19 protein-coding genes are annotated in these 21,704 nt (G+C 54.1%); 9 read left to right on the top strand and 10 right to left on the bottom strand.

The annotated features are described in order from the left end of the window. Positions 1 to 474 precede the first annotated feature (474 nt). On the bottom strand, positions 475 to 1,938 hold the full coding sequence (locus DXA66_RS09570) for a glycoside hydrolase family 1 protein (RefSeq protein ID WP_118528490.1): 1,464 nt from the start codon (positions 1,936 to 1,938) through the stop codon (positions 475 to 477). 30 nt (positions 1,939 to 1,968) lie between these two features. Further along, positions 1,969 to 3,375: a PTS transporter subunit EIIC gene (locus DXA66_RS09565; protein ID WP_118528488.1), complete on the bottom strand. Its 1,407-nt coding sequence runs from the start codon at positions 3,373 to 3,375 to the stop codon at positions 1,969 to 1,971. 291 nt (positions 3,376 to 3,666) lie between these two features. Between DXA66_RS09565 and DXA66_RS09560 the strand changes: the two genes are divergently transcribed. Continuing rightward, on the top strand, positions 3,667 to 4,533 hold the full coding sequence (locus DXA66_RS09560) for a MurR/RpiR family transcriptional regulator (protein WP_118528486.1): 867 nt from the start codon (positions 3,667 to 3,669) through the stop codon (positions 4,531 to 4,533). A 218-nt stretch (positions 4,534 to 4,751) separates the two neighbouring features. Continuing rightward, entirely contained in the window at positions 4,752 to 5,681 is a 930-nt protein-coding gene (locus DXA66_RS09555; RefSeq protein ID WP_118528484.1) for an AEC family transporter, read from the top strand. A 308-nt stretch (positions 5,682 to 5,989) separates the two neighbouring features. On the opposite strand, the gene DXA66_RS09550 is transcribed toward DXA66_RS09555, so the two are convergent. The 6 genes from DXA66_RS09550 to DXA66_RS09530 all read right to left on the bottom strand — a co-directional run bounded on the left by DXA66_RS09550 (position 5,990) and on the right by DXA66_RS09530 (position 12,269). Further along, on the bottom strand, positions 5,990 to 6,658 hold the full coding sequence (locus DXA66_RS09550; RefSeq protein WP_118528482.1) for a DUF6198 family protein: 669 nt from the start codon (positions 6,656 to 6,658) through the stop codon (positions 5,990 to 5,992). 45 nt (positions 6,659 to 6,703) lie between these two features. Beyond that, positions 6,704 to 7,546: a PRD domain-containing protein gene (locus tag DXA66_RS09545; protein WP_118528480.1), complete on the bottom strand. Its 843-nt coding sequence runs from the start codon at positions 7,544 to 7,546 to the stop codon at positions 6,704 to 6,706. A 4-nt stretch (positions 7,547 to 7,550) separates the two neighbouring features. Continuing rightward, complete coding sequence (locus tag DXA66_RS09540; protein WP_118528478.1) at positions 7,551 to 8,966, bottom strand: glycoside hydrolase family 1 protein; 1,416 nt, start codon at positions 8,964 to 8,966, stop codon at positions 7,551 to 7,553. 30 nt (positions 8,967 to 8,996) lie between these two features. Continuing rightward, complete coding sequence (locus DXA66_RS09535) at positions 8,997 to 10,910, bottom strand: beta-glucoside-specific PTS transporter subunit IIABC (RefSeq protein WP_118528476.1); 1,914 nt, start codon at positions 10,908 to 10,910, stop codon at positions 8,997 to 8,999. A 343-nt stretch (positions 10,911 to 11,253) separates the two neighbouring features. Continuing rightward, entirely contained in the window at positions 11,254 to 11,382 is a 129-nt protein-coding gene (locus DXA66_RS14680) for a hypothetical protein (protein WP_256372189.1), read from the bottom strand. Continuing rightward, a complete protein-coding gene (locus DXA66_RS09530; RefSeq protein WP_118528474.1) occupies positions 11,379 to 12,269 on the bottom strand; it encodes a DNA-binding protein in 891 nt (296 codons plus the stop codon). Before DXA66_RS09530 ends, DXA66_RS14680 begins: the two co-directional genes overlap by 4 nt. Positions 12,270 to 12,431: 162 nt before the next feature. Between DXA66_RS09530 and DXA66_RS09525 the strand changes: the two genes are divergently transcribed. Both DXA66_RS09525 and DXA66_RS09520 read left to right on the top strand, forming a co-directional pair. After that, entirely contained in the window at positions 12,432 to 13,040 is a 609-nt protein-coding gene (locus DXA66_RS09525) for a helix-turn-helix domain-containing protein (RefSeq protein ID WP_243089080.1), read from the top strand. Positions 13,041 to 13,051: 11 nt separating this feature from the next. After that, on the top strand, positions 13,052 to 13,870 hold the full coding sequence (locus DXA66_RS09520; RefSeq protein WP_118528472.1) for a hypothetical protein: 819 nt from the start codon (positions 13,052 to 13,054) through the stop codon (positions 13,868 to 13,870). A 300-nt stretch (positions 13,871 to 14,170) separates the two neighbouring features. Here DXA66_RS09520 and DXA66_RS09515 read toward each other — a convergent pair whose 3' ends face one another. Then, on the bottom strand, positions 14,171 to 15,487 hold the full coding sequence (locus tag DXA66_RS09515) for a M18 family aminopeptidase (protein ID WP_118528470.1): 1,317 nt from the start codon (positions 15,485 to 15,487) through the stop codon (positions 14,171 to 14,173). 175 nt (positions 15,488 to 15,662) lie between these two features. Between DXA66_RS09515 and DXA66_RS09510 the strand changes: the two genes are divergently transcribed. After that, on the top strand, positions 15,663 to 16,943 hold the full coding sequence (locus DXA66_RS09510; RefSeq protein WP_118528468.1) for a serine dehydratase subunit alpha family protein: 1,281 nt from the start codon (positions 15,663 to 15,665) through the stop codon (positions 16,941 to 16,943). A gap of 59 nt (positions 16,944 to 17,002) precedes the next feature. Here DXA66_RS09510 and DXA66_RS09505 read toward each other — a convergent pair whose 3' ends face one another. Continuing rightward, positions 17,003 to 17,227, bottom strand: coding sequence for a helix-turn-helix domain-containing protein (locus DXA66_RS09505; RefSeq protein WP_097777061.1), 225 nt, complete (start codon positions 17,225 to 17,227; stop codon positions 17,003 to 17,005). A gap of 144 nt (positions 17,228 to 17,371) precedes the next feature. Here DXA66_RS09505 and DXA66_RS09500 point away from each other — a divergent pair, with 144 nt between their 5' ends. The 4 genes from DXA66_RS09500 (at position 17,372) to DXA66_RS09485 (ending at position 21,643) form a co-directional block, all read left to right on the top strand. Continuing rightward, positions 17,372 to 17,752, top strand: a complete 381-nt coding sequence (locus DXA66_RS09500; protein WP_118528466.1) for a hypothetical protein — start codon at positions 17,372 to 17,374, stop codon at positions 17,750 to 17,752. A gap of 22 nt (positions 17,753 to 17,774) precedes the next feature. Then, positions 17,775 to 19,223: a hypothetical protein gene (locus DXA66_RS09495; protein WP_097777059.1), complete on the top strand. Its 1,449-nt coding sequence runs from the start codon at positions 17,775 to 17,777 to the stop codon at positions 19,221 to 19,223. A gap of 201 nt (positions 19,224 to 19,424) precedes the next feature. Further along, positions 19,425 to 20,123 (top strand): response regulator transcription factor, encoded by a 699-nt coding sequence (locus DXA66_RS09490; RefSeq protein ID WP_005938284.1) that lies wholly within the window; start codon positions 19,425 to 19,427, stop codon positions 20,121 to 20,123. Further along, the gene (locus DXA66_RS09485; RefSeq protein WP_118528464.1) at positions 20,123 to 21,643 is read left to right on the top strand and encodes a cell wall metabolism sensor histidine kinase WalK; all 1,521 of its coding nucleotides are present in this window, start codon (positions 20,123 to 20,125) and stop codon (positions 21,641 to 21,643) included. Before DXA66_RS09490 ends, DXA66_RS09485 begins: the two co-directional genes overlap by 1 nt. Positions 21,644 to 21,704: the final 61 nt, after the last annotated feature.

The following is a 21,704-nucleotide window of genomic DNA, read 5'->3' as shown; positions in this document are numbered from 1 at the left end:
ATAAAGACCGGAACGATCAAAGACAGCGCAAACAAATTAGACCCACCAGATTAGCTGGTGGGTCTAATTGTTTTGAGTAGATTGAGCGAGCGACAACCACCAGCTCCGCTGGTGGAGTAGAAAATGCTTTAGCTATAAGATTCGAGCAAAGCGAGATGACAAAGAAATTGTTATCTTTGAAGATGCACTTTGCAATATAGCTCGTTAGAGCGGTAGGGCAGGTAATGCAGATGAAAGACGCTTGCTCGAGGCCCCTTGAGGGACTTTGCCAGTAGGATACCCTTCTAGGGCTTACTCAAGCCACCGGCTCAGCCGGTGGTTTTGACTTGCCTTCTTATTTTACACCTCTTGGCTATTCAGTACGGAATGGAACGTTAACCTTTTATCCAGCAGGCTGCCGATAAAGGCGATGTCCTTGCCCATGGTGCACACGCTACAAACTCCGATACGGAGGAGCTTGTGTGATAGCACTGCTCATTCCTCCAGGTCGGCGCCGTTGGTGCGGATCACCTTTTGGTACCAGGAGAAGGAGTCTTTCTTATAGCGGTCTAGGCTGCCGCCGTTTTCGTCACGGTCCACATAAACAAGGCCATACCGCTTTTTAAAGCCTTCGCTGGTGCTCAGCACATCCTGAAAGGTCCAGATATGGTAGCCGATCACGGGAATGCCCTCTTCCACAGCGGCTTTCAGCTGTTTGATGTGGTCATGCAGATAATGGATACGGTAGGGGTCGTGGATCACATTGCCGGCTTCCAGAGTATCCGGTGCTCCAAAACCGTTCTCGCACAGCATCAAAGGCAGATGGCAGCGCTCGTAAACATTGCGGAATGCAATGTGGAGACCGATGGGATCGACCTTCCATTTGTTCAGCGGGTCTGCTTCCACGCGGGGGTTGTCCAGACAGCGGCAGATGCCCGGCAGGATGCGGCGGCGGGCGTCCACGCGGTAGCGTTCCACCAGAGCCGGGTCAACATCCGCAGGGCAGGCCTCCGCGCAGCTGGAACGGTAGTAGTTGAAGGCAAAGAAGTCCGGGCAGCCCGCCTTGAGGATGGCTTTGTCCTCGTCTGTCAGCGGGAAATCCCAGTGGTTATTCCGCAGCCACTTGAGGTAGTAGCCCGGATACTCACCGCGTACATGTACATCGATCATATAGTGAAAATAGAGGTCATCGGCATTTTTGGCCGCCAGAACATTAGCGGGGGTGCTGTCCACAGGAAACTGCGGGCAGTAGGCCATAACGGGCGCGATCTTTGCGTCCGGGTCGATATGGTGACAGGCGGCAATGGCCTTGGCGCAGGCAAGGAACATATGGTGGTTGCACAGATGGCGCAGCTGCTCGCGTTTGAGAATGTCCTTCTCGGTGATGCCAAGGTAACCATCCCGGCGGATCATGGCATTCTGTTCGTTGTTTACCAGCCAATACTTCACGCGGCCCTTGAAGTGCGCAAACAAGGTGGAAGCGTAGCGGGTAAAATCCTCCACCGACTGCCGGTTTGCCCAGCCGCCGTATTTCTGCTGCAGGCCGCAGGGGAAATCGAAGTGGTAGATGGTGACCACCGGTTCAATGCCGTATTCCCGCAGGCGGTCGATCACGTGGTCGTAAAATTCCAAGCCTTTGGCGTTAGGATGAGCCTCGTCGCCATTGGGGAAGATGCGGGTCCACGCAATGGAAAAGCGGTAGGACTTGAGCTCAAGCTCCTTCATCAGGCGCAGATCCTCTTGCCAGCGGTGGTAGAAATCGCTGGCAACGCGGCTGTCGGCAAGGGTATCGCCCACATTGGCCAGAGCCTTGGTGGGCTCTTCGGCCGGGTCGATGGCCATACTGCGCAGATCGGCAAGGGAAAGTCCTTTGCCATCTTCATTGTAGGCACCCTCTACCTGAAAAGCAGAGGTGGCAGCGCCCCAGAGAAAATCGTGCGGAAAAACGGTGGAAACCATATGTGTGTTGCTCCTTTTGCTCAAGAATAATTACATGCCCATTTCATGCAGGACGGCTTTCTGGGCCTCGCTGACTTCCTTCAACTCCTCGTCACGGTAAAGGACCATGGTAACGACGAACGAAACACCGATGGCAATGGCAAAACCCACACAGGCCCAGATAAAGTTGGCAGGGTTGGCTTCGTCCACGAACTGCGGCATACCGATCAGGCAGGTGCTCATCAGGGTGAAGGACTTGACACCGACAATGCCCATGACCAGCGCAGAGATAAAGCTGCCGGTCACAACGCCGACCATGGCACGCTTGTTCTGCAGAGTCACACCGTAAAGGGCCGGCTCGCTGATGCCGAACAGGGCGGAAATGGCGGCGGACAGGGCAACGGATTTGGTATCCGGGTTCTTGCTCTTGAGGGCGACGGCAAAGCAGGCACCGCATTCGGAGATGTTGTGGGCAGTCTTGGCGGGGGCGTTGAGCATATCGTAGCCGGGGTCAACATAGGTGGCAGTGATGTAGGGAAGCAGAGCCTTATGCATACCAACGGCGGTCATAAAAGGCAGCACAGCGGCCAGCACGGCAACCACGACCCAGCCCACAGAACCATAGAGTGCAAGCAGGCAGCTGGTGAAGGCAACGCCCGCATTGTAGCCCAGAGGTCCGAGGAAGAGCAGCTCAAGAGGTACAACCACCAGGAAACACACCACCGGCACAAAAATGACGCGCACAGGCTTCGGGCAGATTTTGGTGAAATACTTTTCCACAAAGTACAGAGCGAATACGGAAAGGATGGCCGGGAAAATCTGAGAAGTGTAAGAAACGTTCGGCACGGTCAGGCCAAAGATGGTCAGACCGTCGCCGATCAGGCCGGAAAGCTTGGGCAGCAGGGGCACGGCGGCAATGATCACTGCGTACATCTTGTTGCATTTCAGCTTGGTGGCACTTGTATAGGCGATCATGACCGGCAGAAAATAGAAGGTTGCGTCTGCAATGTTGAACATGACCTGATACAGGTCGCTGCTTTTGTCCATCCAGCCCGCCATGGTCAGCAGGGTGAGCAGGGTCTTGATCAGGCCGCCGCCGGTAATCACGCCGATCAGCGGCTGGAAAGTGCCAATCAGGAAATCGAGCACAAGGTCGCTGACCTTCTTTTTGGGGGCAGGTGCATCGTCGTCCGGGACGATGCCTGCACCCTCCAGTTGACCGGCCTTCTGCAGGGCTTCGTACATTTCGACCACATTGTTGCCGATGATCACCTGCAACTGGCCCTTCAGCACGACGCCCATCACACCGGGCACCTTTTTCAGTGCGTCAAGGTTGGCTTTGCTGTTGTCCTTCAGGGTAAAGCGCAGACGTGTGGAGCAGTGTGCAAACTGTGTAATATTTGTTTTGCCGCCAACAAGATCCAGAATCTGTTCGGCAGAGCTCTTGTAATCCAGCATGTTGTTCTCCTTTCATTCGGGCGCGGCACCGTGCAAAGGCTGCCTGTGCACCCAAACCGCATGAGTGTTCCGGATGGCCATTCCGTCTGTTTGTTCGGTGGTTTCAGTATAGCCGCAACATCCACTACAATCAATTGGCACAACAAGACAAAATGTGCGGGCCGAAAACGATCAGAATCCACAATGAAAGTTCGTTTTGGCGGGCTTTTCGCGGAAAAACGGCTTGCAGAAACTACTTTTTTGTAGTAAAATATAAGAAAATAGACTTCATTTTAGCGCGGAGGAAGGGCCATGGAAAAAGAGCTGGCATATCAGATCGCCCATGCGGAGCTGACCAAAGGCCAGGTAAGGCTGGCAGGCTACATTTTAAAGAATCAGAAGCGTGTGCTTGGCATGACGGCGCTGGAAGTAGGCCGAGAAGTGGGCATGAGCGATGCCTCGGTCATCCGCTTCTGCAGGGCCGTTGGCTACAGCGGCTTTGCCAATCTCAAGGTGCAGCTGCAAAAGGAGCTCTCCCTGCACAGCGAAAAGATCGGCAAGCATTCCCTGTATGACCGGTTCGTGATGCAGGAAGAAAAATACAGCAAGGATGAGCTGGACCTTTCAGAAATGCTGACTCTGATGGGCGGCAACCTGGAGAACTCGCTGCGGCAGAACCCGGCAGCTACCTTCCACACCGTGGCCGATAAGCTGCTCTCGGCGCGGAAAAAGATCATCATTGGTCTGCGGGGTGGCAAGGGCTGTGCCGTGCGTTTTGCCCGGCTGCTGCAGTTTTTGAGCAGCGATGTGGCCTGCATTTCCGATGAAGGGCAGGACGAGCTGTGCTCGCTGGCAGAGCTCACCGGGCAGGATGTTGTGCTGGTGCTGAATTTTTCGCGTTTTTACCGGATCGACGAAAAAATGGCGGAGATGCTTGCGGCGCAGCAGGTGCCGTACTTTGTCATTACGGACAGCATGGCATCGCCGTTTGTAAAGGGCGCGCAGGCGGTTTTGCTGGCGGATACCGAGCACTGCGGCTTTTTCCATTCCATGATCGGGGTGGAGGGTATTCTGGAATACCTGCTGATTTTGATGTGCTGGGCACAGCCGGAGAGCTTCCGTGCAAAGCTCCAGCAGCGGGACGCCATTCTGGCGGAATACCGCGAAGATAAAAATTGAACCCTTATCAGTAAGAAAAAAGACGCAAAAGAAGGATAAACGCACTACAATTTTGTAGTGCGCTCGCCTTCTTTTTCTGCAAATTTGATTTCAGAGCGCAGGATCCTGACAAGAATCACCAAAACGCACCGGAAGCTTTTCTCTTCTTTGCCCAATATCATGTAGTGGATGTTGCCGCTATACTAGGGCCAGACAACATAAGAGAGAGGAAGATTCTGGTGGATGGATTTTCAATCGCGGCCAAGGCAGTCATCCCGTTTGTAGTGTACATCGGTTTTGGCATGGGCGTGCGCAGGACCGGCCTTGTGGATGAACCATTTTTAAGGAAGCTCAATTCGGTTATTTTTTACTGCTTTTATCCAATCGTGTCCTTCTGCAATATTTATGGTGCCGGCGGCGACGGCATCCGGCTGCAGTTCCTTGCACTGGTGGCGGCAAGCGTGCTGGTGTGCATTGGGCTGTGTATGCTGGCGGTGCCGCGGTTCATAAAAGCCCCCGCGCAGCAGGGAGTGGTGGTACAGGCGCTGTACCGCAGCAATATTCTGCTGTTTGCGCTGCCGCTGGTGCAGAGCCTGTTTGGCGAGTATGCTTCGGCAGCCGCCGGTGTGATGGTGACCATCGTGGTGCCGCTGTATAACGTCATGGCGGTGATCGTGCTGGAATACTACCGCGGCTGCCGGCCAAAGCTGGTGCCGCTGCTCAAAAAGATCTTCACCAATCCCCTGATCCTGGGGGCGCTGGCAGGCGGCGCGTTCACGCTGCTGGGCATCCGGATCCCTTCCGTGCTGGAAGCGCCCATCCATCAGCTTTCGGCGCTCACAACGCCGCTGGCGCTGTTCGTGCTGGGCGGCACGCTGCAGTTCTCTTCCATCCGGGAACATCTGAGCTGCCTTACGGCCACACTGGTATGCAAGCTGCTGGTGTTCCCGGCGGTTACTCTGTGGCTGTCCGGGCTGCTGGGCCTGCAGCCGGTAGAGCGCTTTTTGCTGCTGTCGGTGTTTGCAACGCCGGTGGCCACCGCATCCTACCCCATGGCTGAAGCCATGGACGGTGATGGAAAGCTTGCGGCCGAGTTTGTGGCCATCAGCACCGTGACTAGCGTGGTGACGCTGTTCTTCTGGCTCACCTTCTTTGCGCGTTATCTATAAAAACTCTGGCTTGTACTGTGCATTCCGCTAAGCCGAGGAAATCATCCATGATAATGAACGACACGCTGCTGTTCCTCAGGCACCCCTTCACGAATACAGCGAATCTGCCGCCATCCTGCAAGGCAGGCCGGAAAATGCAGTTTTGCCTTGCGCCACAAACAGACAGCAGATCCTTGAAGGCTGGATGATTTGGATAATCTGGTGGGACAATACGAACCGTTATAAAGACCGGAACGATCAAAGACAGCGCAAACAAATTAGACCCACCAGATCAGCTGGTGGGTCTAATTGTTTTTTACCTTCTTATTTTACACCTTTTGGCCATCCAGTACGGAGTGAAACGTTAGTCTTTTATCCAGCAGGCTGCCGATAAAGGCGATGCCCTTGCCCATGGTGCAGGCGGCGACCACAGTGCCGATGCCCAGACCGCGGATGGCACCGACGCCCACAAAAGTGATGACAGCGGTGGTGATCAGACAGGTCAGATCAAAGGTGATCTTGACCCGGGCGTAGGGGAGCTTTGTGATGTCCGCCATCTCCCGGGGGAACAGATCGGTGGGGGTGATGGGCAGGCCGCAGCGGTTGCCCAGCGAGATGCCGAAGCATAGGATCAGGTAGCTCAGTACAAAGTAGAGCACCCTCATGGGGATGTTCAGGGGCAACGCGTCGATGAACGGCTTTTCAAGATCCATCAATTTGCCGAACACAAAGCCGACCACAAAGCTGAACAGGTAGCTGGGCATGAACTTCCGGCGCAGCAGCATCAATACCAGCACCAGCAGGCCCTGAAACATGTATGTCCATGTGCCCAGCGTCAGCTGGGGGAACACCTGTTGGAAGCCGTAGGGCACGCTGGATATGGCCGAGATGCCGGAACCAGAGTGCAGCATCAGCAGCACACCGGCGCTGTTCATGATGACCATGGCGATCAGTGCAAGCTCACCGCGGACTGCAAGTTTATTGGATTCGGATTTCATGGACTGAAAAATACTCCTTTTGCATTAAATATCAGCGATGCACTTTCAGGACTGATCCTCAAGGATGCGGTGGATGTGCAGGGCCAGATACAGCCGCTCCTGATTGGTGATCTGGGCCTGGAACTGCTCTGAGACGTAGATCTGGATCTTGTCTACGCAGGCAAATTCCTTCTGACACACCGGGGCGATCTGATCATACAACAAAGGCGACGTGTCCTCCGGCAGCTGATTGTGACTGACCAGGCGCTGAACGAAAAGCCGGATGTGGGTGACATAACGGGAATAGGAAAGGCTGTCCTCATTATAGGTCAGGCCGAGGGTGTACTTGACGATATCCAGCACGGCGCTGACTGCATGAGCAATGATGAGATTCTGGCTGTTGCTGGGGTTGTCGTACTGGGCGTTGATGAAGTGGAACGCGATATTGCCCGCCTCGTCCAGCGGCACCTCCACCTTCAGCTTGCGGCTCATGAGCTGGACTGCGTACTCGCCCACCTGAAATTCCCGGGGGTTGAACTTCTTCATGTCCAGCGTGTAGAAGTTCTGCAGGATAACGCCGTTCCGGATGCGCTTGGCGGCAAAGGCAAGATGGTCGGTCAGGGCCAGATAGATATGGTCCATCAGCTTCATGTGGTAGTTCTCCACAGCATAGTCGATGACGGACTTGGCCATCTCAAAATAGATGCTGTCTGTCTCGGCGGCCAGCCGGATGATCCGGCGCGAAAGCTCCCGATCCTTGAGAACAAAGACCTTATCGATCTCCTTGGGCGAGAGCTTGTAGCCGATGGTTTTCTGGAAGCCAATGCCCTTGCCCATCAGGATGATCTCCTGCCCCTCATCGTTGAGTGCCAGCACAAGGGAGTTGTTCAGCACTTTGATGACACGCATGGCTTTATAAACACTCCCCGTTGGTCTTGATCACCTTCTGATACCAGTAGAAGCTGTCTTTGCGGATGCGGGCCAGATCCTTCAGGTCAGAATCGGTGCGGTTGACGTAGATAAAGCCGTACCGCTTGCGGAAGCCCTGATGCGAGCTCAGCAGATCCATGACCGACCACGGGCAGTAGCCCATCACCTCCACACCGTCGCCGATGGCATCCGCGATGGCCTGCACATGCTGGCGCAGGTAATCGATACGATAATCATCATGCACACGACCGTCGGCGGTGAGCTCGTCGCCCATGCCAAGGCCGTTCTCGGTGATGATGAGCGGCAGGTGGTAGCGGCGGTAATACTCGTTCAGCACGATGCGCAGGCCCATGGGGTCAATCTGTGCGCCGTACTCACTGGCTTTCAGGTTCTGGTTGCGCTCGTCACGGCAGTAGCCGTATTGGTCGAAGTCCACCTCGTTGCCGCGGAACACGCGGGAACCTGCCGGATGCTCGGCATCTGCGGGCAGATAGCTGGCGCACAGAGTGCGGTAGTAGTTCAGCGCGATGTAATCGATCTTTGCGCTCTTGAGGATGGCGGCATCGCCCGGCTCCATCTTGGGCACGATATTGCGCTCCTCGAGGTAGCGCATGTAGTAGCCGGGGTACTCACCGTTGGTGTGCATCTCAAGGCAGTAGTTGGTCTTGAACCAGTCGTTCATCCGGGCTGCCCATACGTCCTCCGGTTTGTTGGTCAGGGGGTAGGTGCAGGTGGAAGAAACTGCCGGGGCGATCTTGCCGCCCTCCACCAGCTCGTGGCAGGCGTTGACAGCCAGAGCGTGGGCGAGGAACATGTGGTAGTCCATCTGGGCACGCATCCGGTCAGCTTCCCACTCGTCATTGGTGTAGATGTTCATGCGGTTGTTGACGCGGATCATCAAATTCTGCTCGTTGATGACCTGCCAGTATTTGACGCGGTCACCAAAGGCACGGAAGCAGACCCGTGCATAGCGCTCAAAGGCGTAGGCACAGTCGCGGCATTCCCAGCCGTTGTACTTCTCGACCAGCGCATAGGGCAGGTCGAAGTGGTACAGGGTGACCAGCGGGCGGATGCCCTGCTCGATCAGGTAGTCGATGACCTTGTTGTAAAACGCGATGCCCTCGGGGTTCACCTCGCCGTCGCCGTCCGGAATGATGCGCGCCCAAGAGAGGGAGAAGCGATAGGCCTTCAGACCAAGCTCCTTCATCAGGTCGATGTCCTCTTTCCAGTGGTGGTAGAAGTCGCTGGCCACCTTGGTGTCGGCCTGCTTGTCCGAAAGCTTGAAGGAGTTGAAGTCGGCCACGGTCATGCCTTTGCCGCCCTCATCCCAGCCGCCTTCGATCTGGAAGGCAGAGGAGGAGGCACCCCAGAGGAAGCTTGCAGGAAATTGATTCATCATGTTGAGCTCCTTTCTTGAATAAGGAAGGGATCAGTGCACGGTGCGGATCACAGAGCAGTTCAGATCCACCGGATCGCCGGGCAGACCCTCGACAGCCTTGAAGTCGTCCGAGTTGGAAACGATCACGCTGACAGTAGTATTATGACCGGCCGCTTTGATCTTGTCAATGTCGAAGGACAGCAGCTTGTCGCCCTTTTTCACCCTGTCGCCTTCCTTGACGAAGCTGTGAAAGCCGTCACCGTTCATCTCAACGGTGTCCACGCCCACGTGGATCAGCAGCTCAGTGCCGTCTGCCATCTGCAGACCCAGTGCGTGCAGGGTGGAGTGGATGACCGAGACAGTGGCGTCTGCGGGAGCGACCACCAGACCCTTGCTGGGCAGGATGCCGATGCCGCCGCCCAGTGCGCCGGATGCAAACACGTCATCGGGCACCTCGTTCAGCGGGTAGGCCTTGCCCTCAACAGGGGCCTTGATCTCAGAAGCAACGCCATCCTCGGGCAGAGAGGGCTGTGCAGGAGCGGACTGTGCGGGGGCGGCCTTGACGGCAGTGTCCTCGAAGCCCACCAGATAGGTCAGAACAGCAGCGCCCACAAAGGACACCACGATGCCGATGATATAAGCCATGAACTGGCCGAAGGTCGTGCCCTCGCCCCAGTAAGACATGATGGTCAGGATGCCGTTGTTGGCAAAGCCGGTGTTCACAGCCTTGCCGATGCCCATGATGCCGCCGCCCACAGCGCCGGCAATGACAGCGCAGATCATGGGCTTCTTCAGACGCAGGTTACAGCCGTAGATCGCAGGCTCAGTAACGCCGACCAGCCATGCGGACAGAGAGGCGGAAGCAGCCACCTGCTTCAGGCCGGAATCCTTGGTCTTGAACATGACGCCCAGAGCAGCGCCGGCCTGAGAGAAGTTTGCAGCACCGGCGAAGCACATCAGGGTGTTGGTGCCGGTCATGGCCACATCGTTCAGGCCGATGGGCAGCAGAGCGCGGTGTGCGCCGAAGATAACGCAGACGCCCCACAGGCCGCCCACGATGATACCGCCCAGAACGGGGCTGAAGCTGTACAGTGCGGTGTAGAGCCACTGGATGATGTAGCCGACATAGATGCCCACGGGGCCGACGACCACCAGCATGACGGGAACCATGATCAGCAGGGACAGGCCGGGGACAAGGATCAACTGAAGGATTTCAGGTACGATCTTATTGAGCAGCCGTTCCAAAAGCGCCAATAGGATGACCGCCAGCAGGATCGGGATGACCGATTCGGTGTAGGTGAAGATCTTGCTGGACTCACCCACAGTAAAGGCCATCTTGATGACCGGCAGGCCGAAGATGGTAGAGTGGGTGGCGGTGTCCTGCATCATGGCATCGATGGTGGGGTGGCACAGGAAGGCACCCAGCATCATGGACACGACGGTGCTGCACTTCAGAGCCTTGGCGGCAGTGTAAGCAAGGAAGATGGGAATAAAGTAGAAGATGACGTTGCTGGCGGTGTTCAGGATGATGTAGGTGCTGTTGGCGGTGTCAAAGCCGGGCATCTTGGCAAAGGCGGCCAGAAGACCCTTGATCAGGCCGGAAGCTGCAATGGCGGGCACCAGCGGGGTAAAGATCTCGGTCAGCTTCTGCAGGATGAGGTTGCCCATGCTCTGCTTCTGCGCGGGGACGGCTTCCTCTTCGGCAGAGGATGCAGCCTGCCCGCCCAACTGAGCCACGACAGCATCGTAGATCTTGGTGACTTTTGCGCCGCAGACCACTTGGAACTGGCCACCGGCCACGACGACCGAGATGACGCCCTCCAAATGCTCAACGACGTCCTTTTTGGCTTTGCTCTCATCGCGGAGCACGAAGCGCAGGCGGGTGAAGCAGTGGGTGACCTGCTTCACGTTGGCCTTGCCGCCGACATTGTCCAAGATGTCTTTGGCTACCTTGTTGTAATCCATGTTTTTCTCCTTTTACCAGTGTGAAACAAACGGACCGCGCGCGGAAAAGAGAACCATGCTGCCGTACACAACAAAAAAAGACCCAATGAAAATGAGACACAGTTCCAGAAAGCCCACTATGCCTTCTGCTGCGTTCATTCTCACCGGATCTTGCCTGTATTACCAGTAACACACCGTGTGTACGTCAATATTCTCTTTCACTGCACAAAATCATAGCACACAAATCACGAGAGTGCAAGCGGCGATTATGAAGTTTGTGTGAACGCACAAATCTTTACAGGAAAATTGTGCAGATTGCAAAGACGCACGGCCAACGGCGTGCACTGCTTACAAAAACAGCCTCTTATCTGCTGATGACAAGGGTGCTGAACTCGGGCTCTTCAAAGTGGCTGTTATAAAACTCCTCTATCGGGCGGATGAGAGAAATGGTGTCCCGGGCACCGGCGGTCTCGTAGTAAAATAAAACGGTCAATAAGGGATTCTGAAGTAATCCATGACGGCCTTGAACTGATCCTGCGCGGTCAGGCAGGTATCCAGCAGATAACCTCGTTCCGATTTCCATTCGTGGAGGCCACGGTAGTAAAACATTTTGAGATCGTCCGTAATAATGAATGGCACGATGTTGTTCCGCAGACACTCCTTGAAGAGCAGAAGCCGCCCGACACGGCCATTTCCATCCTGAAACGGATGGATGGATTCAAAGGCGTAGTGAAATTCCAGCAGGTCTTCCAGCGACTTGGCAGAATTTTGATTGTACGCAGATAAAAGCTCTTTCATCTGTGGGGCAACCAGTTCTGGCGCAGTGGTGCTTCTGCCACCGACCTCGTTCGGAAGTTTTTTATATTCGCCAACGGCGAACCAGTCCTTGCGGGAATCGCTGGTGCCGCTCTTCAGGGTAAGGTGCAGCTTTTTGATGAGAGCTTCGGTGATGGGCTTCTTGGCATCCCGGATGACTATATCAATGCATTTGAAGTGATTGGCTGTTTCGACTACATCATCCACATTGACAACACCATTCTCCATGCCAATGGTGTTGGTTTCGTAGATATACCGTGTTTGGTCATGGGTCAGACGGCTGCCTTCAATGTGGTTTGAGTTATAGGTAAGGTCGATCTGAATTTTGTGGTAGATTCCACCTTTCACGTGCCCGGCCATTTCATCTTGCAAAATATTGAGCAGGGTACGAGGTGCCGGTTGCTTTTTGTTGACGCGCTCTGGACGCTCTGCATCCTGCGGAATGTTCCATGTCTTGCCGATAAGGACTGCCCCCGGAATCTTGCCGGTAGCACAGTAGTTGCGGACAGTGCGCTCTGAAACATTCCATGATTTTGCCGTATCAGCGACAGATCGATAGTTCATCGGAACACCTCCTGTAAGATGATTATATCATTTTATCGGCAAAAAATCAAATAAACAAATGCATAAAAACTAAAATCTTGCCGATATAAATAATGTGTATAAATTAAAATATTGACATCATGAAAGAGAATGATTATAATGAAAATGAGGGGAAGTGAGACTGTGAAAGAGGACTTCAAGACACAGATTTTTGATATTTTCGGTACGGTGGATTTAGAGCAGCTGCGGGCGATCGCGCAGAAAGTACAGCTTATAGAAAGTGAAAAACCACATAATGAACGCGGCGCAGGACGCAAAAACAGCCTGACTCCGCAGCAGTTGGCAGAGATGCTGGCTCTGCATCAGCAGGGAATGGGAGCAACGGAGTTGGCGAAAAAGTACGGCATCAGTCGACAGACGATTTACAAGCAGCTGGATCGTGCGCAGAACTTCAGTAATGACCCGAACACCATGCTGCGCCTCAATTATATGAACCGGAATGATCTGTGTACGACAATTGATGTGGATTTCAAGCACGAAAAGATCAAAATTAAAAATTATACGGACAAAATTCCACTCAGAGCGTTTGGCGTGGTTGAAAACCCAACATGGGAAGATTTTCAGTGGTTTTTGAAAGACCGCTGCTTTCCTGAGACACGGGCGCATCTGAAATGGGTGCTGAGTGATGTGGGAGTACCTTTCTATGATCCGCTTATGATTATTGAAAAGACTAAGGGAAAGATGGCAGAAGATCAACAGTGGATTGAAGTGATCCATAGAAAGGCATCGTAACAAGGTGAATTATGGAAAGCATTGACCTGAATAAGATTCCAGTGCAGGAAACCGAGGGACACACATCAAAAGGAAACCAGTTGAAATGGAAACTGGGCGATCAGTGGTATAAAGCCGACCACATGGGCTATGAGGGACTGTCTGAAGTTCTGGTTTCCAGATTGCTGCACAAGACGGAACTGAAATATCCCTTTGTAGAATATCATCCGGTAGAGATCGCTTATAAAGGGCAGAAACTGCTGGGATGCCGCAGCAATAATTTTCTGAAAGAAAACCAGAAGTTGATTCCGCTGGAAAAACTTTATCGTCAGAATACAGGCAGGAGTTTGGCGCTGAGCTTGGTAGAATTTCCAGAAGTTCCAAATAGAATCCGATATACGGTGGAACAGGTTGAAAAGTACACGGGATTGCATGATTTTGGAAAATATCTGACGGCAATGCTGGAATTGGATGCATTCTTTTTGAACGAAGATCGTCATACGAACAACATTGCGGTACTGTATGATACCGAAAAAGACTGTTATGAACTCAGTCCGATTTTTGATCAGGGGCTTTCTCTATTGGCTGATACCAGCTTTGATTTTTCGTTAGAACAGCCCTTGGAAGATTGCATAAAGCGAGTGGAAGCGAAGCCCTTCCATTCGAGTTTTGTGCAGCAGGTGGATGCTGCGGAAGAACTGTATGGTATCCAAATTCACTTCAATTTCGGAGCGAAAGAAGTGCAGAAAGAACTCCAAATGTTAAACGAGGGCTATTCGGAGGAGATCATTATGCGGGTAGAGCGCCTTCTTCGGGAACAGATGCGCCGATATGCATACCTGATGGATTGAATAGAAAACGGATACGTTGGAAGTATAAGCAAAAAAGAATGGCCGCCTATGGAATGAGAAAGATTCTCTTGATCCATGAGCGGCCATAATCTTTTCTGGTTGTGTGGGCTTAAAGCGGAGAATGCACTCACCCTTTACTCACCCTTTTGCCATGAGAATGCAGCAGGATGTACAAATTTACATAGAAGTGCAAATGACATAGCAACGATGAATATAAGGATATATGAAGTGGTATCAGGATACATTGCAGGCAGTGCTGCTTTTCCACGGGCGGTCCTTATGATTCAGGTTGTACGGGTCTTACTTGCAGATGGCAAGGGTGCCGGACGCGGTCTCCTCAAAATGGCTGGCGTAGAATTCCTCCATCAGCCGGATGAGAGAAACGATGTCCCGGGCACCGGCGGTCTCGTAGCAGGAGTGCATGGCCAGCTGGGGCAGGCCGATGTCCACGCAGTTCATGGATACCTGCGCCATGGCAAGGTTGCCCAGAGTGCTGCCGCCGACTTTATCGGAACGGTTGGCAAAATACTGCAGCGGGACACCGGCGCGGGCGGCCAGCTCTTTGGCAACGGCCATGCTCATGCCGTCACTGGTATACTTCTGGCCGGCGTGCACCTTGACCACAACGCCCTCGTTCATGTAGGTGCAGTTGTTCACATCGGTGTATTCCGGGTGGTTGGGGTGCACGGCGTGGGCGTTGTCGGCGCTGAACATGAAGCTGGAAGCCACCGCACGGTGGAAGTCCTCATCGCCGGGGCAGACGTTCTGCGCGATGCGGTGCAGCACGTCGTACAGGAAGGTGGAAGCCGCGCCCTGCTTGGTGCCGGAACCCACTTCTTCGTTGTCGAAAAAGGCGGCAACATTGATGGACTGGGCGCTGTGTGCTTTCAGGAAACCCTTCAGGATGCCGAACACACACTGCTGGTCATCCAGACGGCCGGAGGAGATGAACTCCTCATTGCAGCCCCAGACGGCGGCCTTTTCGCGGATGCAGAGGAACAGGTCGCTGCCAAGAATCTGGTCTTCTGCGACCTGCAGCTCAGCGGCGACCAGCTTTTTCAGCACGCCTTCCTCGGCGGCACCGCCCAGCAGGGGCAGCATATCCACCTGCTTGTTGTAGGAAGCCTTGTCGTTGACCTCGCGATCCATGTGGATAGCTACGCTGGGGATCATCAGCAGGTCGCGGTCCAGCGTGAGCAGGCGGGAAGTGATGGCATTGTTCTCCTTTATCAGCACGCGGCCTGCCACCGACAGCGGCCTGTCCATCCATGTGGAGCAGATCATGCCGCCGTAGCCCTCGGTGTTCAGCTTGGTGTACTTCCGGCCCATGTGGATCTCGGCGTTTTCCTTGATGCGGAAGCAGGGGGAATCCGTGTGGGCAGCGGCCACGTTGAAGCTGTAGTTTTCCAGCTGTTCTCCCATGCGGAATGCAAGGATGCTGGAGCCGTTGCGGCAGACAAAATAGCTCCTGCCGGGTTCCAGCTGCCACCGGCGGCTCTCCAGCAGCTCGGAAAAGCCCTCCTTCAGCAGGATGTTCCGGACGGATGCAGTGGTGTGGTATGCGGTAGGATTGCCGTCAATGAAGGACAGCAGCTCCTGTACTTCTTTTTCGATCATTGGAAGACCCTCCATGGATTTATCGGTTTGGATGCTCCTATTCTACTTCTGCGGTTTGCGCTTTGCAATAGCCGGCCCTGCGGGCGGGGAAGAATTTGTTTTACATTGCGCGGGTTCTATAGTATACTATTCCTGTTGGTAAATATCGAATCGACAGGAAAGGCAGGGAACCGTCATGGAACGCAGTGATCTGCGCTATCAGGCGTATGTAGAAATATTAAAGGAAGAACTGATCCCGGCAATGGGCTGCACAGAGCCCATTGCGCTGGCTTATGCCGCAGCCAAAGCCCGCGAAGTGCTGGGCATGCTGCCCGAAAGCGTGCAGCTGCAGGTGAGCGGCAGCATTATTAAGAATGTGAAGAGCGTCATCGTGCCCAACACCGGCCACCTGAAAGGCATGGAAGCCGCTGTGGCAGCGGGCATCATTGCCGGTTCGGCAGACAGAGAGCTGGAAGTCATCTCCGAGGTCAGCGAGGACAAGAAGGCTGCCATCCGGGACTATCTGCAGACGGTGCCCATTTCCATCCAGCACATCGAGCAGGGGCATGTGTTCGATATCATCGTTACCGAGCGCAGCGGGGATTCCTACGCAAAGGTGCGCATTGCGGATTTTCACACCAACATCTGCCTGATCGAAAAAAACGGCCGGGTGCTCTACGAAAAGCCGCTGCTGAACGAGGAGGCCCGGCGGGACAGCCGGGTCGACCGCAGCCTGCTGAACATGAAGGACATCTGGGACTTTGCCGAGACCGCCGACCTGCAGGATGTGGCAGATCTGCTGGAACGCCAGATCCGCTATAACAACGCCATTGCAGAGGAGGGCCTTCTGGGCGACTATGGCGCGAACATCGGCCGGGTGCTGCTTTCTACCTACGGCAACGATGTGTCTATCCGGGCCAAGGCCAAGGCGGCCGCCGGTTCGGATGCCCGCATGAACGGCTGTGAGCTGCCGGTCATCATCAACTCCGGCAGCGGCAATCAGGGCATCACCTGCTCGGTGCCGCTCATTGAATATGCCAAGGAGCTGCACAGCGGCAAGGAAAAGCTTTACCGTGCCCTCATCATTTCCAATCTGGTGGCCATCCACGAAAAGACCGGCATCGGCACCCTGTCCGCCTACTGCGGCGCAGTCAGCGCCGGTGCGGGCGCTGGCGCGGGCATCGTATATCTGTGCGGCGACGGCTATCAGGCCGCCATCCACACGGTGGTCAATGCGCTGGCCATCGTGTCCGGCATCGTGTGCGACGGCGCAAAGGCCTCCTGCGCGGCAAAGATCGCATCCTCGGTGGACGCGGCCTTGCTTGGCTACAACATGTACAAGTGCCATCAGGAGTTCAAGGGCGGCGACGGCATCGTGATGAAGGACATCGAGACCACCATCAAGGGCATCGGCCGTCTGGGCAAGGACGGCATGAAGGAGACCAATGAGGAGATCATCCGGCTGATGATCGAGTAATGAAGAACTGAAAACCAGCCTTTCGCAGATGGTAAATGTCTGCGGAAGGCTGGTCTCTTTTATAGCGCTTTTGGTGGTGTTGGGTCGTCTGTCCGGTTCAGAAGATAATCGGTCGATGTTTTGTAAAGGTCAGCCAGCTGAACGAGGGTAACGGTGGGAATGTCGCGCAGGCCTTGTTCGTAGCGGTTGTATTGCGGCTGCGGCATATGCAGGATGGCAGCCAGCTGGCGCTGGGTCAGGTCGTGATCCTCGCGCATATCACGGATGCGGCGATAATAGGCCATAAAAATATCCTCCTGATATCTGAATGGATATCTTGACAGTACCGCAGGAAGATGCTATTCTGAATGTATGATATCCAAATGGATATCAAAAACACTTGCGAGTGAACCCGTATAAGTCATAAGCAGAGACAGGAGGACATTCAAATGAAGAAAGTTGCACGGCGTGAATTTTTGCGGATCGCGGCTGCCGCTGCATTGGTGTGTGCAGCAGCTTCGCTGACGGGATGCGGTCAAAATGTGGAAAAACTGGTGGTTGGTGACTGGTATCTGGAAGGCTCTGACCGGCTGAGATTTACGATTTATGATGACGGGACGGTCAATATCCCGGGTACTTATGGGACGGGAAAATGGTCGATCGTAAATGACAATCAACTGAAGATCTCTGATTTCTACGGGGAGTCTACGGTGCTCAAGATCGAGGACATCGACAAGGATTCCATGACCTGCCGGCAAATTTATGATGGTCGGGAAGATGAAGAGACGATCACCTATTGGCATAAAGCGGAAGATGCAGTGAAGCACTGAGAGTCAAAAAGGAGAACTGGATATGAAGTTTCCGAGAATGATTGCGGTACTGGGGCTGACATGCGCACTGCTTTTAAGCGGCTGCGGAAGCGAAGAAACCAGCAGCCTTTCAGAATTGATGGCATCCAAGAAAAACGGAACACAACAGTCGCCGCTTACAAAAATGCCTGAACATATGAAAGATATGTACGGGATGGGAGAAACGAGCGATAGTGCCCTCGAAAACGAAACTTACTCGACATTAAAGGAGGAAATAGGAGACTATAACGGCTGTAGTCTCCGTTACCCGAATTTTGAAGAACTGTCGGTTGGGATGCTTTACAAAGGAGAAGTGCATAAGTACTGCCTGTTCGATAAGGAAGGACGGGTGCATTGCATTTTTGATGATGACGTAAACATCGTGTCTGGATTCTATAATGGTATGTGCTTGACAAGTACTGGTGTGATGGCAAAAGAAGATGATACATTCTTTCGGCCGACCTATCTGTCGGATGACGAGACTATCGTTCGATATGCAAAAGACGATGATGGTGTACTTCTCTGGACAGTAAAAAGGGAAGACTCAATTAAAGGAACGACAGCCATTCTGACGGCTTGGGATGCGAATGGAGAAATTCGTTTTCAATGCGACACTACACGGGATGAATTCTCGGAGATGAATCCTGATACTGTATACAATGATCTGTCACAGAATCAGTACGAGTCGATTGGTATTTCACAGGCATTTGCATACTGTGGGGGGAGTGTATATCGGATCAGGAGCGATCTTTACTATGTGTTTATGAACATCGACACGGGAAAATTCTTTTCGGTGCGGGAACCCAATGCATATCTGGTGCAGGTGGAAGGAAACCAGATGATTCGAACACAACCGGGACTGAGAGCGCTTGATGGTGACTTTAATGAACTCCCAGAATGGAAAGCAATAAAATCAAGACGAAGCGGAACACCGGTATTAAGCGAAGGGCTGCTCTATCTGGATGTTAGAAGGGATGCAGATGATTTTGAAGATTATCCATCGGGATTTTATGATGTTCATTTAAACCGTATAATAGATCTCAGTGAATACGATGTTCGGCCGATCAATGAAAATTCTGAGCCGCGGTTTATGAACGGTTATGCCGTCCTCCAGTTGCGAAATCCCGATGGTGTACTTTTTTGGGGTGTTATGGACAAAAATGGAAATTGGACATCTCAACCTCAGAAAGGGACGATCAAATATGTTTTTCCGACAGCAGATGGTGTTTTGATCAGTACTTGTGAAGAAAACACAGACATGTATCAGACCTATAATCAGAATGGCGCAAAGCTGCAAAATTGGGATGGTCTGCAATTTAATGGTTACTATGGGTATGCAGACAAGAAAACAACGTATGGCAGTTACGAGGTTTATGATGGCTTCCTTTATACAGATTTGAGCGGACACATTGCAAAAATCAGCAGCGGTGGAACATTTGAAATGCTATCCTGATGAAATAAACATGTTCTAAAAGAAAATCAGTGAATGGAAAAGCAGACTTTCTCGGAAAAGAAAGCCTGCTTTTCCGCTTCAGAGCAAAAAATCATACAAATCCTTCTTTATTTTGTCATAACTCTTCCGTATAATAAGAAGTGGAATACTTTGCTGCTCTGCCCGCCCGGCGGGCATCCGATAAAATGGGAGGAGATCATTATGGCCAACGAAAAGATCCTCGTTGTGGACGACGATACCAATATCTGCGAGCTGCTGCGGCTGTACCTGACCAAGGAAGGCTATCAGGTCACGGTGGCAAACGATGGCGAAGAAGGTCTGGAAAAGTTCAATCAGGTCAAGCCTGATATGGTGCTGCTGGACGTGATGATGCCCAAGATGGACGGTCTGGAAGTGTGCCGCCGCATCCGCAAGGCGGGCAACACCCCGGTGATGATGCTTACGGCCAAGGGCGAGACCTTTGATAAGGTGCTGGGCTTGGAGCTGGGTGCAGACGATTACATGGTAAAGCCCTTTGATGCCAAGGAAGTGGTGGCCCGCATCAAGGCGGTGCTGCGCCGCTGCCAGACCACCACGGCTGCTGCCGAGAGCACCGAGGGCGTGATCGAATTCGACAACCTGCGTCTGGACATGAACAGCTATGAGCTGCGGGTCAAGGGCAAGGTGGTGGAGGCTCCCCCCAAGGAGCTGGAACTGCTGAACTGTCTGGCCTCCCACCCGAACCGCGTCTACACCCGCGACCAGCTGCTGGACGAGGTGTGGGGCTTTGAGTATTACGGCGACAGCCGCACCATTGATGTGCATGTCAAGCGCCTGCGTGAGAAGCTGGCCGGTGCTTCCGATAAATGGGAGCTGAAGACCGTATGGGGCGTTGGCTATAAGTTCGAGGTGCGTCAGTAATGCGCAAAAGTATCTCGGTGGCGTTCTTCTCGCTGGTGTCCACCCTGATGGTGCTGGGCATCGTGCTGATGGGAGCTTCGGAGTGGGTGCTGTTCAAGAACTACTTCGCCAAGGACCGCTACGAAACACTGGATCAGGTGGTGGGTGTCACCCAGCGCACGGCCCAGTATCTGGTCCAGCAGGCGGAGCTGCCGGAAGGCGATGAGCTGGACGCACTGAGCACCAAGCTGGAGATCATCGGCGAGAGCGCAGAGGCCTATCTGTTCTTTACCGACAACGACGGCCGGGTGATGATCGCCTCCAGCCCGGACAAGCTGGAGAGCCTGACCGTGCCGGAAGAAATGATGGAGAAGATCGACGCTTCCGATGCGGACTACTACCATGTGTTCGGCACGCTGGATGGCATGCTGGACGGGAAAAGCTACATCACGGTCAGCGAAATGCGCAATGAGCACGGCCAGCCCAGCGGCTATCTGTTCCTGTGCTCTTCCGGCGAGCAGCTGACCCAGTTCAAGCAGCAGTTCTGGTCCAACTTCCTGCTGTCGGCCTGTGTGATGCTGCTGTGTGCCAGCATCCTGACCAAGATCCTGATGCGCCAACTCACCGACCCGCTGCAGAAGGTGACGGACGCCGCCCAGCGCTTTGGCGGCGGTGATCTTTCCGTCCGTGTGGAGGGAGTGGAAGGCGAAGGCGAGGCAGCCGACCTTGCCCGCACCTTCAACCGCATGGCAGATAACATCCAGATGAACGACAACTCCCGCGGTCAGTTCATGGGCAACATCGCCCACGAGCTGCGCACCCCCATGACTACGATCAAGGGCTTTGTGGACGGCATTCTGGACGGCACCATCCCGCCGGATATGCAGAACCACTACCTGCAGCTGGTCAGTGAGGAAACGGGCCGTCTGGCACGGCTCATCCAGAACATGCTGGATCTTTCCAAGCTGGAAAGCGGCGAATATCAGGTAAATGCCCGGATGTTCAACATCTGGGAGACGATCACCGGCGTGGCGCTCTCGGCAGAGCAGCGCATCAACGACGGCATGATCGACATCGACGGCCTGACCATGGACGAAAAGGTGCTGGTCTACGCCGACCCCGACCTGATCCATCAGGTGGTGTATAACCTGCTGGACAACGCCATCAAGTTTACGCCTGCGGGCGGCACCATCCGCTTCGGGGTGGAAAAGCTTGGCCCGGAAGCCGAGATCTCCATCTGGAATTCCGGTCAGGGCATCAGCCCGGAAGCGCTGCCATACGTGTTCCAGCGGTTCTATAAAGAGGACCGCTCCCGCGGCCTGCACGCCCGGGGCGCGGGTCTGGGCCTGAACATCTGCAAGGTGCTGGTGAACCTTTCCGGCGGGCAGATCCGGGTGGAGAGCCAGCAGGGCGAGTGGTGCCGGTTCGTGTTCACCCTGCCCACGGTGACCCCGAACCCCGGCGGCATGAAGCGTCTGCCGGACGAAGCCGGCGGTGAACCCACCGTGGAAGACCCTGCAAGCATGAAGCCCGTAGAATGAACTTCCAGCCAGACTGTCCCGGACCCGGGGCGGTCTGGCTGTTTTGGCGTGGGGAAACTTT

The organism is Faecalibacterium sp. OF03-6AC (genome assembly GCF_003478175.1).
Taxonomy (GTDB): Bacteria; Bacillota; Clostridia; order Oscillospirales; family Ruminococcaceae; genus Faecalibacterium; species Faecalibacterium taiwanense.
Note: the sequence above shows the minus strand (reverse complement) of the source record. Positions and strands in the feature narration are given on the sequence as shown.

Coding starts and splice junctions, on each gene's coding strand:
- DXA66_RS09545 (WP_118528480.1), bottom strand. CDS start 7,546: ATGCGTGTCATCAAAGTGCTGAACAACTCCCTTGTGCTGGCACTCAAC.
- DXA66_RS09515 (WP_118528470.1), bottom strand. CDS start 15,487: ATGATCGAAAAAGAAGTACAGGAGCTGCTGTCCTTCATTGACGGCAAT.
- DXA66_RS09550 (WP_118528482.1), bottom strand. CDS start 6,658: ATGAAATCCGAATCCAATAAACTTGCAGTCCGCGGTGAGCTTGCACTG.
- DXA66_RS09520 (WP_118528472.1), top strand. CDS start 13,052: ATGGAAAGCATTGACCTGAATAAGATTCCAGTGCAGGAAACCGAGGGA.
- DXA66_RS09510 (WP_118528468.1), top strand. CDS start 15,663: ATGGAACGCAGTGATCTGCGCTATCAGGCGTATGTAGAAATATTAAAG.
- DXA66_RS09505 (WP_097777061.1), bottom strand. CDS start 17,227: ATGGCCTATTATCGCCGCATCCGTGATATGCGCGAGGATCACGACCTG.
- DXA66_RS09570 (WP_118528490.1), bottom strand. CDS start 1,938: ATGGTTTCCACCGTTTTTCCGCACGATTTTCTCTGGGGCGCTGCCACC.
- DXA66_RS09500 (WP_118528466.1), top strand. CDS start 17,372: ATGAAGAAAGTTGCACGGCGTGAATTTTTGCGGATCGCGGCTGCCGCT.
- DXA66_RS09485 (WP_118528464.1), top strand. CDS start 20,123: ATGCGCAAAAGTATCTCGGTGGCGTTCTTCTCGCTGGTGTCCACCCTG.
- DXA66_RS09565 (WP_118528488.1), bottom strand. CDS start 3,375: ATGCTGGATTACAAGAGCTCTGCCGAACAGATTCTGGATCTTGTTGGC.
- DXA66_RS09490 (WP_005938284.1), top strand. CDS start 19,425: ATGGCCAACGAAAAGATCCTCGTTGTGGACGACGATACCAATATCTGC.
- DXA66_RS09530 (WP_118528474.1), bottom strand. CDS start 12,269: ATGAACTATCGATCTGTCGCTGATACGGCAAAATCATGGAATGTTTCA.
- DXA66_RS09535 (WP_118528476.1), bottom strand. CDS start 10,910: ATGGATTACAACAAGGTAGCCAAAGACATCTTGGACAATGTCGGCGGC.
- DXA66_RS09560 (WP_118528486.1), top strand. CDS start 3,667: ATGGAAAAAGAGCTGGCATATCAGATCGCCCATGCGGAGCTGACCAAA.
- DXA66_RS09540 (WP_118528478.1), bottom strand. CDS start 8,966: ATGATGAATCAATTTCCTGCAAGCTTCCTCTGGGGTGCCTCCTCCTCT.
- DXA66_RS09495 (WP_097777059.1), top strand. CDS start 17,775: ATGAAGTTTCCGAGAATGATTGCGGTACTGGGGCTGACATGCGCACTG.